General features: G+C 54.4%; 10 protein-coding genes. 7 read left to right on the forward strand and 3 right to left on the reverse strand.

Annotated features, from left to right (window positions below; genetic code table 11):
• Positions 1–15 precede the first annotated feature (15 nt).
• The 3 genes from QEN32_RS11660 to tus all read left to right on the forward strand — a co-directional run bounded on the left by QEN32_RS11660 (position 16) and on the right by tus (position 4,139).
• Positions 16–1,722: an amidohydrolase gene (locus tag QEN32_RS11660; RefSeq protein WP_080203982.1), complete on the forward strand. Its 1,707-nt coding sequence runs from the start codon at positions 16–18 to the stop codon at positions 1,720–1,722.
• A gap of 110 nt (positions 1,723–1,832) precedes the next feature.
• Complete coding sequence (gene rstB, locus QEN32_RS11665; RefSeq protein WP_001728556.1) at positions 1,833–3,134, forward strand: two-component system sensor histidine kinase RstB; 1,302 nt, start codon at positions 1,833–1,835, stop codon at positions 3,132–3,134.
• 75 nt (positions 3,135–3,209) lie between these two features.
• On the forward strand, positions 3,210–4,139 hold the full coding sequence (gene tus, locus QEN32_RS11670; protein ID WP_000092489.1) for a DNA replication terminus site-binding protein: 930 nt from the start codon (positions 3,210–3,212) through the stop codon (positions 4,137–4,139).
• Here the strand turns inward: tus and fumC are convergent.
• Both fumC and fumB read right to left on the reverse strand, forming a co-directional pair.
• The gene (fumC, locus tag QEN32_RS11675) at positions 4,136–5,539 is read right to left on the reverse strand and encodes a class II fumarate hydratase (protein WP_000259117.1); all 1,404 of its coding nucleotides are present in this window, start codon (positions 5,537–5,539) and stop codon (positions 4,136–4,138) included. The genes tus and fumC overlap by 4 nt on opposite strands.
• 167 nt (positions 5,540–5,706) lie before the next feature.
• On the reverse strand, positions 5,707–7,353 hold the full coding sequence (gene fumB / locus QEN32_RS11680) for a class I fumarate hydratase (RefSeq protein ID WP_000066609.1): 1,647 nt from the start codon (positions 7,351–7,353) through the stop codon (positions 5,707–5,709).
• 199 nt (positions 7,354–7,552) lie between these two features.
• Between fumB and manA the strand changes: the two genes are divergently transcribed.
• Entirely contained in the window at positions 7,553–8,728 is a 1,176-nt protein-coding gene (gene manA, locus QEN32_RS11685) for a mannose-6-phosphate isomerase (RefSeq protein ID WP_001170618.1), read from the forward strand.
• Between the two features lie 102 nt (positions 8,729–8,830).
• Positions 8,831–10,339 carry a YdgA family protein gene (locus QEN32_RS11690; protein ID WP_000753334.1) on the forward strand — a complete coding sequence of 503 codons (1,509 nt, stop codon included), beginning with the start codon at positions 8,831–8,833 and terminating at the stop codon, positions 10,337–10,339.
• Between the two features lie 57 nt (positions 10,340–10,396).
• Here QEN32_RS11690 and QEN32_RS11695 read toward each other — a convergent pair whose 3' ends face one another.
• The gene (locus QEN32_RS11695; protein ID WP_000951918.1) at positions 10,397–11,425 is read right to left on the reverse strand and encodes a Mal regulon transcriptional regulator MalI; all 1,029 of its coding nucleotides are present in this window, start codon (positions 11,423–11,425) and stop codon (positions 10,397–10,399) included.
• A gap of 172 nt (positions 11,426–11,597) precedes the next feature.
• Here QEN32_RS11695 and malX point away from each other — a divergent pair, with 172 nt between their 5' ends.
• Positions 11,598–13,190 (forward strand): maltose/glucose-specific PTS transporter subunit IIBC, encoded by a 1,593-nt coding sequence (gene malX, locus QEN32_RS11700; RefSeq protein ID WP_000208903.1) that lies wholly within the window; start codon positions 11,598–11,600, stop codon positions 13,188–13,190.
• 9 nt (positions 13,191–13,199) lie between these two features.
• Positions 13,200–14,372: a MalY/PatB family protein gene (locus QEN32_RS11705; protein WP_024159345.1), complete on the forward strand. Its 1,173-nt coding sequence runs from the start codon at positions 13,200–13,202 to the stop codon at positions 14,370–14,372.
• The last annotated feature ends 192 nt before the right edge of the window (positions 14,373–14,564 follow it).

A 14,564-nucleotide genomic window follows, 5' to 3' on the forward strand; every position in this document is an offset into this window, starting at 1 on the left:
CCCGACAAAAGGAACATGCTAATGATCAGTCTCGTCCCGCCTCTGCTTTCCAGAACCGCGCTTCTCTTTCTGCTCACGGCCACAGGCGCAGCCACCGCCGCCCGCCCGGCAGCGGATATTATTTTGCATAACGGTAATATCATCACTCTGAATGATGCCCAGCCGCAGGCCAGCGCGCTGGCGATTTCCGGCTCGCGGATTGTGGCGATTGGCGATGATACGGCGACAGATGAATGGCGCGGCGACCATACCCGTACCATCGATTTACAGGGTAAAACCGTGATACCCGGCCTGACCGATACCCACATCCACGCCATTCGCGGCGGACAAACCTGGACATTCGAAACCTACTGGTACGACAGCCCTTCGCTTAAAGACGCGCTGGATAAATTACGCGCCGACGCTAACCGTCGTCCCCACGATCAATGGGTAGCCGTAGTGGGATCGTGGATACCGGCGCAGTTTGCAGAAAACCGGGCGCCGACGGTAGCCGAATTGAGCCACGCCCTTCCCGATCATCCGGCTTATATTCAGTATCTTTACGACTATGCGTTAGTGAATCAGCGCGGTATAGACGTACTTGGCCTTAACGACACCCCTCCTCCTGATTTAGCGGGAATCCGCGTAGAGCGCGACGCAAAAGGTAGCGCCACGGGGAAATTATTTGGTGACATCGCCGCGTTTAACCAGCTTTTTGCCAGCATAAGTAGTAACGCCGATCGCGAGGGCGGTCTGCGACAATTTTTCGCTGATATGAACGCTCGCGGCGTGACCGGCATCATTGACCCCTCTGCCGGGCCTGCCGCCGCTTATGAGCCTTTATTTGCAATGCGAAACCAGGGGGATTTACCGCTGCGCGTGGGGTATCGCATTCCGGTACAGCCAGAAGCGAAAGGTCATGAAGCGCAGTGGTTCAGCAACCTGATGGCCTTTCGCCCGGCGCGTGCCGATGACGGGCAACTGGCTTTTCTAGGTCTGGGGGAAAGCCTGGTGGCCGGAATGAATGACGGCGTGCGGATGGCCCCAGGTTTTTCTTCCTCAGAGCAAGACAAAACCGCGCTTCGCCAGGTCGCGACGTTTGCGGCAAAACGGGGAATACCGCTTGAGATCCATGCCTATACCGATGACAGCGCCGACGCGATATTGACGATTTTTGAGCAGGTAGCGCAGCAGTACGATCTGCGCCCTCTCCGCTGGTCTATTGCACACCTGAATACCGGTTCGCCACAGACGCTTGAGCGAATGCGTAAGCTGGGTCTGGCATACACTGTGCAAATGGGGCCTTACTTTGAGGGGCTTGCCATCCGTGACGCCAATCCACCCGGCGCGACGGACAATTCGCCGCCGGTTCGACTGGCGCTCGATAAAGGGCTTGTCGTGGCTGGCGGTACCGATTCGACGCGTATTGGCATTGCCGGTGTCTGGCACGCTATCGAATATCATATCACCGGTATAGCGTCAGGCGGTTCCGTGCGTAAACCCGCCAGCGAGCGGCTCACGCGTCTGGAAGCGCTAGCGTTATATACACGTCATGCCGCCTGGCTCGCCTTTGCCGAACAACACCGGGGCCAGCTTAGCGTCGGAAAACAGGCCGATCTGGCGGTACTCAATCAGCCATTTATGACGATGCCGGAAGACAGAATTGATACCATTCGCGCTGTTTTGACGCTTGTCGATGGACGCATTGTTCACGAAAGTCCGGACCTTAACGCCGGACAATGAGGTTGTCAGTTGACGCAAAGCCTGCTTTTATAACCCACCAGCGGCGCTGACGGGAAATCTTTTTCGTCAGCGCGCGATAGAGCTAATGTATTGAGATCCGGTGGGCGTTGATGAAAAAGCTGTTTGTGCAGTTTTACCTTTTGCTGTTCGTCTGTTTTCTGGTCATGACCTTATTGGTCGGACTGGTGTACAAATTCACCGCCGAACGCGCGGGCAGGCAATCGCTCGACGATCTGATGAAAAGTTCGCTCTATCTGATGCGCAGCGAACTGCGGGAAATTCCGCCGCGTGAATGGGGAAAAACGTTAAAAGAGATGGACCTGAACCTCTCTTTCGATTTACGCGTTGAACCGTTAAATCACTATAAGCTTGATGCCGCCACCACGCAGCGACTGCGTGAAGGCGATATCGTCGCGCTTGACGATCAATACACCTTTATTCAGCGTATCCCGCGCAGCCATTACGTCCTGGCGGTTGGCCCGGTTCCCTATCTCTATTTCCTGCATCAAATGCGACTGCTGGATATCGCCTTAATGGCGCTCATTGCCTTTTCTCTCGCCTTTCCTGTGTTTATCTGGATGCGCCCGCACTGGCAAGAAATGCTCAGGCTCGAATCCGCCGCGCAGCGCTTTGGCGAGGGTCATTTGACTGAACGCCTGCACTTCGATAATGGCTCCAGTTTCGAACGTCTGGGCGTCGCGTTCAACCAGATGGCGGATAACATTAATGCCCTGATCGCCAGTAAAAAACAGCTGATTGACGGTATCGCCCATGAGCTTCGCACGCCGCTGGTACGTTTACGCTATCGGCTTGAAATGAGTGAAAATCTGACACCGCCGGAATCACAGGCACTCAATCGCGATATTGGTCAACTGGAAGCGCTGATTGAAGAACTGCTCACCTATGCGCGCCTTGACCGACCGCAAAATGAACTGATGTTGACCGAACCCGACCTCCCCGCCTGGTTGCTCGCGCATTTGCAGGATGTGCAGAGCGTGACCCCGGAACGCGCCGTAAACCTTGTCACATGTGTAATCGGCGATTATGGCGCGCTTGATATGCGGTTAATGTCGCGAGTGCTGGATAACCTGCTGAATAATGCGTTGCGCTACAGTCGTACCACCGTTCAGGTCAGTCTGTTACTCGACGGCAGTCAGGCAACGTTGTTAGTCGAAGATGATGGCCCCGGCATTGAAGCGGATGCGCGTGAGCGCATATTTGAACCTTTTGTCAGACTCGACCCCAGTAGAGACCGGGCGACAGGCGGCTGCGGGCTTGGACTCGCCATCGTACACTCTATCGCACTGGCGATGGGCGGTAGCGTCGTCTGTGACGAGAGCGAACTGGGCGGCGCAAAATTTAGCTTTCGCTGGCCGGTCTGGCACGCGATGCCCGACATGACCGCTGCCTGACGCATTTTGCACGCTGGTTGAGCGGCGGGAACTGTGCTATACAGATAGTATGTTGTAACTAAAGTGAGTGATACCATGTCCCGCTACGATCTCGTTGAACGCCTGAATGGCACTTTTCGCCAGATAGAACAACACCTGGCGGCGCTGACGGATAATCTACAGCAGCATTCGCTACTTATCGCCCGTGTCTTTTCACTGCCGCAGGTGACCAAAGAGGCGGAACATGCGCCGCTGGATACTATCGAGGTAACGCAACATCTGGGGAAAGAGGCCGAAGCGCTGGCGCTACGTCACTATCGCCATTTGTTTATTCAACAGCAGTCCGAAAACCGCAGCAGTAAAGCCGCCGTCCGCCTGCCTGGCGTCTTATGCTATCAAGTGGATAATGCGACACAGTTAGACCTGGAAAATCAGATACAGCGCATTAACCAGTTGAAAACCACCTTCGAGCAGATGGTTACGGTAGAGTCCGGTCTTCCCTCAGCGGCACGTTTTGAGTGGGTGCATCGGCATCTACCCGGCTTAATTACGCTGAACGCTTACCGCACGCTGACGCTTATCAATAACCCCGCCACCATACGTTTCGGCTGGGCAAATAAACATATTATTAAAAATTTAAGCCGGGATGAGGTTCTGAGCCAGTTGAAAAAAAGCCTCGCGTCGCCGCGCAGCGTCCCGCCGTGGACGCGCGAACAATGGCAATTCAAGCTGGAACGGGAATATCAGGATATCGCTGCCTTACCGCAGCAGGCCCGACTCAAGATTAAGCGTCCGGTTAAAGTACAGCCGATCGCCCGCATCTGGTATAAAGGCCAGCAGAAACAGGTGCAACACGCCTGCCCCACGCCGATTATCGCATTAATCAACACGGACAACGGCGCTGGCGTGCCGGATATTGGCGGGCTGGAAAACTATGACGCCGATAATATTCAGCACCGTTTTAAACCACAGGCGCAGCCGCTGCGACTGATTATTCCGCGACTGCACCTGTATGTGGCGGATTAACGTCCCGGCGTCATACTGCCAACCATCAACTCCGGACGTACCCAGGCGTCGAACTCCTCGTCGCTAAGGTATCCTAATGCCACGGCTGAGGCTTTGAGCGTCAGCCCTTCTTTATGCGCCTTCTTCGCAATCTCCGCCGCTTTATCGTAACCGATGTGCGTATTGAGCGCAGTGACCAGCATCAGCGACTCATTCAGCAACTGCGTAATACGCTCGCGGTTTGGCTCGATTCCTGACGCACAGTGTTGATTGAAACTCGCCATGCCATCGGCCAGCAGGCGCACCGTTTGCAGAAAATTATGAATAACCATCGGACGATAGACGTTGAGCTCAAAGTTGCCCGATGCGCCCCCCATATTGATGGCCACATCGTTACCCATTACCTGGCAACATAGCATCGTTACCGCTTCACACTGGGTCGGGTTCACTTTACCAGGCATAATGGAACTGCCTGGCTCATTCTCCGGGATAGCAATCTCGCCAATGCCGCAGCGCGGGCCGGACGCCAGCCAGCGAACATCGTTGGCGATTTTCATCAGCGAGGCCGCCAGTCCTTTTAATGCGCCATGCGCCTGTACCAACGCGTCACAGGTCGCCAGCGCTTCGAATTTATTCGGGGCGGTAACAAACGGCGCTGCGGTAATCGTCGCCAGTTCCTCGGCCACGCGCCGGGCATATTCCGGGTGGGTATTAAGCCCTGTCCCCACTGCGGTTCCGCCGAGCGCCAGTTCCGCGACGTGCGGTAAACTGTGCTCAATGTGCCTGAGGTTATGTTCCAGCATGGCTACCCAACCGGAAATCTCCTGGCCTAAGGTGAGCGGCGTCGCGTCCTGCAGGTGAGTACGGCCAATTTTGACAATATCGGCGAAAGCGTGGGATTTATCGCGAAGCGTATCCGTTAATGCGGATAATTGCGGGATGAGGTGTTCGCGTAACGCCAGTAACGCCGCCACGTGCATGGCGGTTGGGAACACATCGTTTGAGCTTTGACTCTTATTGACGTCATCATTGGGATGCACCTTGCGCTCCATACCGCGAACGCCGCCCAAAATTTCACTGGCGCGGTTCGCTAACACCTCATTCATATTCATGTTGCTTTGCGTACCGGACCCGGTCTGCCAAATCGCCAGCGGAAACTCATCAGCATGTTTTCCCGCCAGCACTTCATCAGCCGCCTGGATAATCGCGCTGGCTTTTTCCGCCGCCAACAACCCTAAGTCCTGGTTGACCTTCGCAGCGGCGCGCTTGGTCAACGCCAGAGCGTGAATGAGCGAGACGGGCATTTTCTCCGTGGAAATCCGAAAATGCTCCAGCGAACGTTGAGTCTGCGCCCCCCACAGTTTATCTGCCGGGACTTCAATCGCGCCCATTGAATCTTTCTCGCGGCGTACCGTTACCATTACCTGCTCCTTACTCAAGTTGATGAGATCATGTGTCGACATTGCTCACATGTTTGCGGTCTTATGAGTATTAACGATAACAACACAACGGTGTAGACCGGATAAGGCGCTTGCGCCGTTCTCCGGCAAAATAGCGAATCATGTTACCGCCCCGCAGGACGGCGACATTACTTAACGCAGCGTGCGCACTGCGATGACTGAATCTGCTGGAAGAAATCGTTGCCTTTATCATCCACCAGAATAAAGGCCGGAAAATCCTCCACTTCAATTTTCCAGATAGCCTCCATACCCAGTTCAGGATATTCCACGCACTCCAGGCGCTTGATACTACCCTGCGCCAGAACGGCTGCCGGGCCGCCGATACTGCCCAGGTAGAAGCCGCCATGTTTCTTACAGGCATCGGTCACCTGCTGGCTGCGGTTGCCTTTCGCCAGCATGATCATACTGCCGCCCTGCGACTGGAGCTGATCAACATAAGAGTCCATTCGTCCTGCGGTAGTCGGCCCAAGCGACCCGGAGGCATACCCTTCCGGCGTTTTTGCCGGCCCCGCATAATAGATAGGATGATCTTTGATGTACTGCGGCAAACCTTCGCCTCTGTCCATCCGTTCTTTCAGTTTAGCGTGCGCGATGTCGCGGCCCACAATAATCGTGCCGTTCAGCGACAGGCGCGTTGATACCGGATACTGCGACAGTTGTTGCAGTATCTCGCTCATGGGACGGTTAAGATCAACGCGCACCGCCTCGCCCTCTCCCGCCTGGCGCAGCGCCTCTGGAATATATTTACCGGGATTGCGCTCCAGCTTTTCGATCCAGATCCCTTCCCGGTTGATCTTCGCTTTAATGTTTCGATCCGCGGAGCAGGATACGCCCATACCTACCGGACACGATGCCCCGTGACGCGGCAATCGGATGACACGAATATCGTGAGCGAAATATTTGCCGCCGAACTGCGCGCCTAAGCCAAGATTTTGCGCCTCAAGCAACAATTCTTTTTCCAGCTCAATATCGCGGAAGGCCTGCCCGTGTTCATTGCCTTCGGTCGGTAGCGCATCATAGTATTTTGCCGAGGCCAGCTTAACGGTCTTCAAGTTCGCTTCCGCCGAGGTGCCGCCAATGACAAACGCGATGTGATACGGCGGACAGGCGGCGGTGCCCAGCGTACGCATCTTATCGACGAGATAATTTTTGAGCTTACCCGGCGTCAGAAGCGCTTTTGTCTCCTGATAGAGGTAGGTTTTATTCGCCGATCCGCCGCCTTTAGCGATACAGAGGAATTTATATTCATCGCCATCGACGCTGTAGAGATCGATCTGCGCCGGCAGGTTAGTACCGGTATTGACCTCTTTGTACATATCCAGCGCCGCGTTCTGTGAATAGCGCAGGTTATCTTCGATATAGGTGTTATATACGCCGCGAGCCAGCGCCGCTTCATCACCTCCACCAGTCCAGACGCGTTGGCCTTTTTTGCCGACAATAATGGCCGTACCGGTATCCTGGCAGGTGGGCAACACGCCCTTGGCCGCGATATCGGAGTTTCGCAGGAATTGCAGCGCGACATATTTGTCGTTTTCACTGGCCTGCGGATCACGCAGAATATCCGCCACCTGCTGCTGATGCGCGGGACGTAGCATAAAAGACGCATCGTGGAAGGCCTGACGCGCCAACAGCGTTAGCGCTTCCGGCGCGACTTTCAGGATCTCTTGTCCTTCAAATTCGGCGACGGAAACATGTTCGCTGGTCAACAAGTAGTACTCGGTATCGTCCTTTTTGAGGGGAAAAGGGTCTTGATAAAAGAAGGGTTTGTTTGACATTGTGCTCTCACTTACCGCTCGGTATGGTTATTCTCTGGGCAGGTGTTCCATTGCCCGACTAAAAGCGAGTAACACTATCCTACACAATTTTTTAACAAAAACTGAGACAAGTACGACTTTTTACGCCCGGAGGTTACTTCATACGGGTTTCTTGGTTTAATACCTCCCATTGATCTCCACATTGAAACAGGGCTTGATAATGCAAAAACTCATTAACTCAGTGCAAAACTATGCCTGGGGAAGTAAAACTGCGTTAACGGAACTTTATGGCATCGCCAATCCGCAGCAGCAGCCAATGGCTGAACTCTGGATGGGCGCGCATCCCAAAAGCAGCTCGCGAATCACCACCGCCAACGGCGAAACCGTCTCCCTGCGTGACGCCATCGAAAAGAATAAAACCGCCATGCTGGGCGAAGCGGTAGCCAACCGTTTCGGCGAACTGCCGTTTCTGTTTAAAGTACTGTGCGCCGCGCAGCCGCTCTCTATTCAGGTGCACCCGAATAAGCGCAATTCCGAAATCGGTTTCGCGAAAGAAAATGCGGCGGGTATCCCCATGGATGCCGCAGAGCGGAACTATAAAGATCCTAACCATAAACCAGAGCTGGTTTTTGCCCTGACGCCTTTCCTGGCGATGAACGCGTTCCGCGAATTTTCTGACATTGTCTCTTTACTGCAACCTATCGCCGGCGCGCATTCCGCTATCGCCCACTTTTTGCAGGCGCCGAATGCTGAACGTCTGAGCCAGCTTTTCGCCAGCCTGTTGAATATGCAAGGCGAAGAAAAATCCCGCGCGTTAGCCGTACTCAAAGCGGCGCTTAACAGCCAGCAAGGCGAACCGTGGCAAACGATCCGCGTGATTTCAGAGTATTATCCTGACGACAGCGGGCTTTTCTCTCCTTTGTTGCTGAATGTGGTCAAACTGAATCCCGGCGAGGCGATGTTCCTGTTTGCCGAAACGCCTCATGCTTATCTGCAGGGCGTTGCGCTGGAAGTCATGGCGAACTCCGATAACGTTCTGCGCGCTGGCCTTACGCCAAAATATATCGACATCCCTGAGCTGGTCGCGAACGTGAAGTTCGAACCTAAGCCTGCCGGCGAGTTGCTGACTGCCCCGGTGAAAAGCGGCGCGGAGCTGGACTTCCCAATTCCGGTTGACGATTTTGCTTTTTCACTGCACGACCTGGCGCTTCAGGAGACGAGCATCGGCCAACACAGCGCCGCGATTCTGTTCTGCGTTGAGGGTGAGGCGGTGTTACGTAAAGATGAACAGCGTCTGGTACTGAAGCCGGGTGAATCTGCCTTTATCGGCGCGGATGAGTCTCCGGTTAACGCCAGCGGCACAGGCCGTTTAGCGCGTGTTTATAACAAGCTGTAGCAACGTACTGAATTTTTTAACAACTCTTGCTAAGCTTATAACAGACGTAAAACTCCTCCAGGCGGTTTAATCCGCCTGGTTTCATTTTTATGGACAATTGATATGAAAAAAACACTGGTAGCTGCAGGTGTAGTGATTGCACTTGGCATCGTCTGGACAGGCGGCGCCTGGTATACGGGGAAAAAGCTGGAGAACCATCTTGCAGAAATGGTGACTCAGGCCAATGAACAGCTCAAGCGTACTGCGCCGGAGGCCGGTGTCGAATTAAGTTATCAAAACTACCAGCGTGGCGTGTTCAGTAGCCATCTGCAACTGGTTGTCAAACCGGTTGCCGGCGCAGACACTACCTGGTTGAAGCCCGGGCAAAGCATTGTGCTGGACGAGTCCGTTTCACATGGCCCCTTCCCGCTCGCCCAGCTCAAAACGCTCAATCTGATCCCTTCTATGGCGTCGGTAAAAACCACCCTGGTGAATAACGATGCGGCAAAACCCCTCTTTGATATCGCGAAAGGCGACACGCCCTTTGTTATCAATACCCGCATTGGTTATGGCGGCGATACCCGCTCCGATATCTCTCTCAAGCCGTTAAACTACGAGAATGCCGGTGAAAAGGTCGCCTTTAGCGGCGGCGAGTTCCAGCTTAACGCCGATAAAGACGGTAATGTGGTTTCGCTGTCAGGCGAAGCGCAGAGCGGCCTTGTCGATGCCGTTAACGAATATAATCAGAAGGTCCAACTCACCTTTAATAATTTGAAAACCGACGGTACCAGTAAACTGGCAAGCTTTGGCGAACGTGTGGGCGACCAAAAGTTAACGCTGGATAAACTGTCCATCGCCATTGAGGGTAAAGAGATGGCGGTGCTGGAAGGGATGGAAATTGCCGGCAAGTCCGATCTCGTCAACGACGGAAAAACCATTAACAGCCAGTTGGATTACTCGCTTAACAGCCTGAAAGTGCAGAATCAGGATTTAGGCAGCGGTAAATTAACGCTGAAAGTCGGCCAAATCGACGGCGAAGCCTGGCACCAGTTTAGTCAGCAATATCATGCGCAAACGCAGGCGCTGTTGAATCAGCCGGACGTGGCGCAGAATCCTGAGCTTTATCAGCAAAAAGTCACTGAAGCGTTCTTTAGCGCTCTCCCCGTGCTGTTAAAAGGCGATCCGGTACTGACTCTGGCGCCGCTTAGCTGGAAAAACGCCAAAGGGGAAACCACGCTGAATCTGTCGCTGTTCCTCAAAGATCCGGCAACCACAACGGCACAACCGCAAACGCTGGCGCAGGAAGTCGACCGCTCCGTGAAATCGCTGGATGCGAAACTGGCAATTCCAATGGACATGGCGGTCGAGTTTATGACGCAGATAGCAAAACTGGAAGGCTATCAGCAGGATGATGCGGAAAAACTGGCAAAACAGCAGGTGCAGGGGCTGTCCGCAATGGGTCAGATGTTCCGACTGACAACGCTGAAGGATAATACTATCGCCTCCAGTTTGCAGTACGCCAATGGCCAGATCACGCTCAACGGACAAAAAATGCCGTTGGAAGACTTTGTCGGCCTGTTTGGAATGCCAGCGCTTTCCGTACCGGACGTTCCGGCGCTGCCTCAACAATAATCGCCTTGCCGGGTGTCGCGACGCTGCACCCGGTCTGCGCCGAACGACGCGCAGCCTCTACTTTTGCGTTACCAGGCGAGCGGCTATCGTTTGACTCCGCACATGGTGCTCGTCGTGAGCAATACGCTGCAATATTCGTTCGGCCAGGGTATAGCCTATTTCTCGCGCCGGCGTACTGGCCCAGATAATCGGCAGGTCGTCGAGGGCGTTCTCCGCCACATCAGCAAACGCCGCCAGCGACACCTGCTGCTCGAAATAACGATCGACACCGCTCTCGCCACTCTGTCGTCCGGCTCTCAGTAGGCCAAACCACGCCCCCATCGCAATGGTTTCGTTGTAACAAACGACAGCGCTAATGGTCGGATTGTATCGCAACAGCGCGGTAATGCTTTCTGCTGCCTGTTTCTGACTGGAAGCGCATTCCACGACCCACTCGCTGTGAAACGGTAGACCGTATTTTAACAACGTCGCGCAATAGCCGCCCACGCGCTCCGCGCGGGTTAAAGATGCGCTTTGTCCTCCCAGCCAGGCGATGCGCTGATGGCCCTGACGAATAAGGTACTCCGTCAGGAGCTGCGCCGCCTGCATGTTGTCAGGCCGAACGGTATCGGCATCATCAAGATAGCTGGCGCGTGACGCAAACACGACAGGAATTCCTTGTGCGTCGGCCTGCGCTCTCAGCGCTTCGCTACTGCCCGCCGCACCGGCGATCACCATGCCATCCACGCCCTGATTAAGCAGCATGGTAAAACGCTGATTTAGCTGTTCGCCATCTTTCCCCCCGTGCAGGAGAAAAACCATACGGCCTTGCGCTTCCAGCGCTTCCGTTAACCCGGCGGTCAATTCGGCATAAAAGGGTGCCGATAAATCACGCACGATCAAACCGATAACGCCGCTTTGCCCGCCACGCAGCGCGGACGCCTGGCGGTTACGCACAAAGCCCAGTTGCTCAATTGCCGCGTTCACGCGCTCGCCGGTCGCGGCCGATATTCGCCCCTTGCCGCTCAGCACTAAGGAAACGGTGCTCACCGACACGCCAGCCGCCAGCGCAACATCGTGGATAGTGATTTTTTTGGCGATAGCCATGTCAACAAATCGCTCCAGAATCGGACAGATAAAACGTTTTACCTATCTGTTATCTTTATACGCGTTATTATCGGTCAGTAATGTGATTAATGCCGCACTAAAATTTGATAAAACGTTTTATCTTTTCGCCATCATAACCTGACACCGGCCTTTATTAACAAGGAGTCGTTAGATGACGACGAAAACCACGCCAAAAATAACGCTATGGGAATTTTTCCAGCAACTGGGCAAAACGTTTATGTTGCCCGTCGCCTTGCTCTCGTTCTGCGGCATTATGCTCGGTATCGGCAGCTCGCTTAGTAGCCACGACGTTATCACCCTGCTCCCCGTGCTGGGTAATCCCTTGCTACAGGCTATCTTTACCTGGATGAGTAAAGTAGGTTCTTTTGCCTTTAGCTTCCTGCCGGTGATGTTTTGTATCGCGATTCCGCTTGGTCTGGCGCGGGAAAACAAAGGCGTCGCCGCATTTGCCGGGTTTGTCGGTTATGCGGTCATGAACCTTGCAGTCAACTTCTGGCTCACGGCAAAAGGCATTCTGCCGACCACCGATGCGGCGGTGCTGAAAGCCAATAACGTACAAAATATTCTGGGCATCCCCTCTATCGATACCGGCATCCTCGGCGCCGTTATCGCTGGTATTATTGTCTGGATGCTGCATGAACGGTTTCATACCATTCGTTTGCCGGATGCGCTGGCCTTTTTCGGCGGTACGCGTTTTGTGCCTATCGTTTCCGCCGTTGTGATGGGGCTTGTCGGCCTGGTTATCCCCCTCGTCTGGCCGGTTTTTGCGATGGGAATTAGTGGACTGGGTCATATCATCAACAGCGCCGGCGACTTTGGACCGATGATTTTCGGCACCGGCGAGCGCCTGCTGTTGCCTTTTGGTCTGCACCATATTCTGGTAGCGCTGATTCGCTTCACCGAGGCGGGCGGTACGCAAGAGGTATGCGGGCATACCGTGAGCGGCGCATTGACTATTTTCCAGGCCCAACTCAGCTGTCCAACGACGCACGGCTTCTCTGAAAGCGCCACTCGCTTCTTATCGCAAGGCAAAATGCCGGCGTTTCTCGGTGGGTTGCCGGGCGCCGCGCTGGCAATGTACCACTGTGCCCGTCCAGAAAACCGCCCTAAAATTAAAGGATTATTGATTTCCGGTTTAATCGCCTGCGTTGTCGGCGGTACAACGGAGCCGCTGGAATTCCTGTTCCTGTTCGTAGCGCCGGTGCTGTACGTTATTCATGCTCTGCTGACCGGGCTGGGCTTTACCATCATGGCTATTCTCGGCGTCACTATCGGCAATACGGATGGCAATATTATTGACTTTGTGGTGTTTGGCATCCTGCATGGTCTGTCAACAAAATGGTATCTGGTACCGGTAGTGGCGGCGATTTGGTTTGCGGTTTACTACCTCATTTTCCGCTTCGCCATTACACGCTTTAACCTCAAAACACCGGGGCGCGAAGCGGAGATCGCCACCAGCATTGAAAAAGCGATCGCTGGCGCGCCAGGAAAATCCGGCTACAACGTGCCTGCTATCCTGGCGGCATTAGGCGGCACGGAAAACATCGTGAGTCTGGACAACTGCATCACCCGCCTACGTCTGTCCGTGAAAGATATGTCGCTTGTCGATGTCCAGGCATTGAAGGACAATCGTGCGATAGGCGTCGTACAGCTCAATCAGCATAATTTGCAGGTGGTTATCGGCCCGCAGGTTCAGTCGGTAAAAGATGAAATGGTTGGTCTGATGAATACCGTTCAGGCATAAGGAAGAGATATGTTCGATTTTTCACAGGAAGTTGACCGTCGCGGGACATGGTGTACGCAGTGGGATTATGTCGCCGATCGTTTTGGCGAGGCCGATCTACTCCCCTTTACGATCTCGGATATGGATTTTGCCACCGCGCCGTGTATCCTGGAGGCGCTAAACCAGCGCCTTTCCCACGGTGTGCTGGGCTATAGCCGTTGGAAAAATGAGGCGTTTTTAGGGGCGATTACCCACTGGTTTGCGACACGCCATCAGACCACGATAGATGCCCACTCCCTCGTATACGGCCCCTCCGTTATCTATATGGCGTCCGAGCTTATCCGCCAGTGGTCCAACGAAGGCGATGGCGTGGTAGTTCATACCCCCGCTTACGATGCTTTTTATAAAGCGATTGAAGGCAACCATCGCATCGTCACTCCCGTCCCGCTGGAGAAAGAAGGCAACGCCTGGTATTGCGATATGGCCAAACTGGAGGCGGCGCTGGCGCGTCCGGAAAGCAAAATCCTGCTGCTGTGCAGTCCGCAAAATCCCACCGGTAAAGTGTGGACGCGTGACGAGCTGGAAACGATGTCAACGCTGTGCGAGCGCCATGGCGTACGGGTGATTTCCGATGAAATTCACATGGATATGGTATGGGGAAACCAGCCGCATATTCCCTGGAGCAATGTCGCGCGCGGAGACTGGGCGCTGCTCTCCTCCGGCTCGAAAAGCTTCAACATTCCGGCATTAACCGGCGCCTATGGAATCATTGAAAATAGTGAAAGCCGTGAACGCTACCTGGCCGCCTTAAAAGGGCGCGACGGCCTCTCTTCGCCAGCGGTGCTCTCGCTCACGGCGCATATTGCCGCGTATCAGCACGGCGCGCCGTGGCTGGATGCGTTACGCGCCTCGCTGGCGGCTAATATGCGCTATATTGAGCAGGCGCTGAATGGCGCCTTTCCGACGTTGAACTGGCAAGCGCCGCCATCGACCTATCTGGCATGGATTGATCTCCGTCCACTCGGCATTGACGATCAAAAATTACAGCACACGCTCATTCATCAGGAGAAAGTCGCCATTATGCCCGGCGATACCTATGGCGCAGAGGGCCGGGGATTTGTGCGTCTGAATGCCGGATGCCCTCGCCTGAAACTTGAAAAAGGCGTCAACGGATTGATTAACGCTATCCGCACCGTTCGCTGATACTGTCTACAGGCGGGGGGTTGACCCTTTATCCTGAGAGGCGATAACAGAGACGGCCCCCGTGAGCTGACCGGGGGCGCGTTAAAGAGAATGATACAAAATTTCTCCCGCGCTCTCGCGAAGTTGCAACGTAATGACTCCGTTTTTGCAAAATTTCCAGAGCATTATCGATCTGTAGTATAATGGTGCGCA

It is taken from the genome of Salmonella sp. SA14318 (assembly GCF_029866905.1).
Classification (GTDB): Bacteria; Pseudomonadota; Gammaproteobacteria; order Enterobacterales; family Enterobacteriaceae; genus Salmonella; species Salmonella enterica.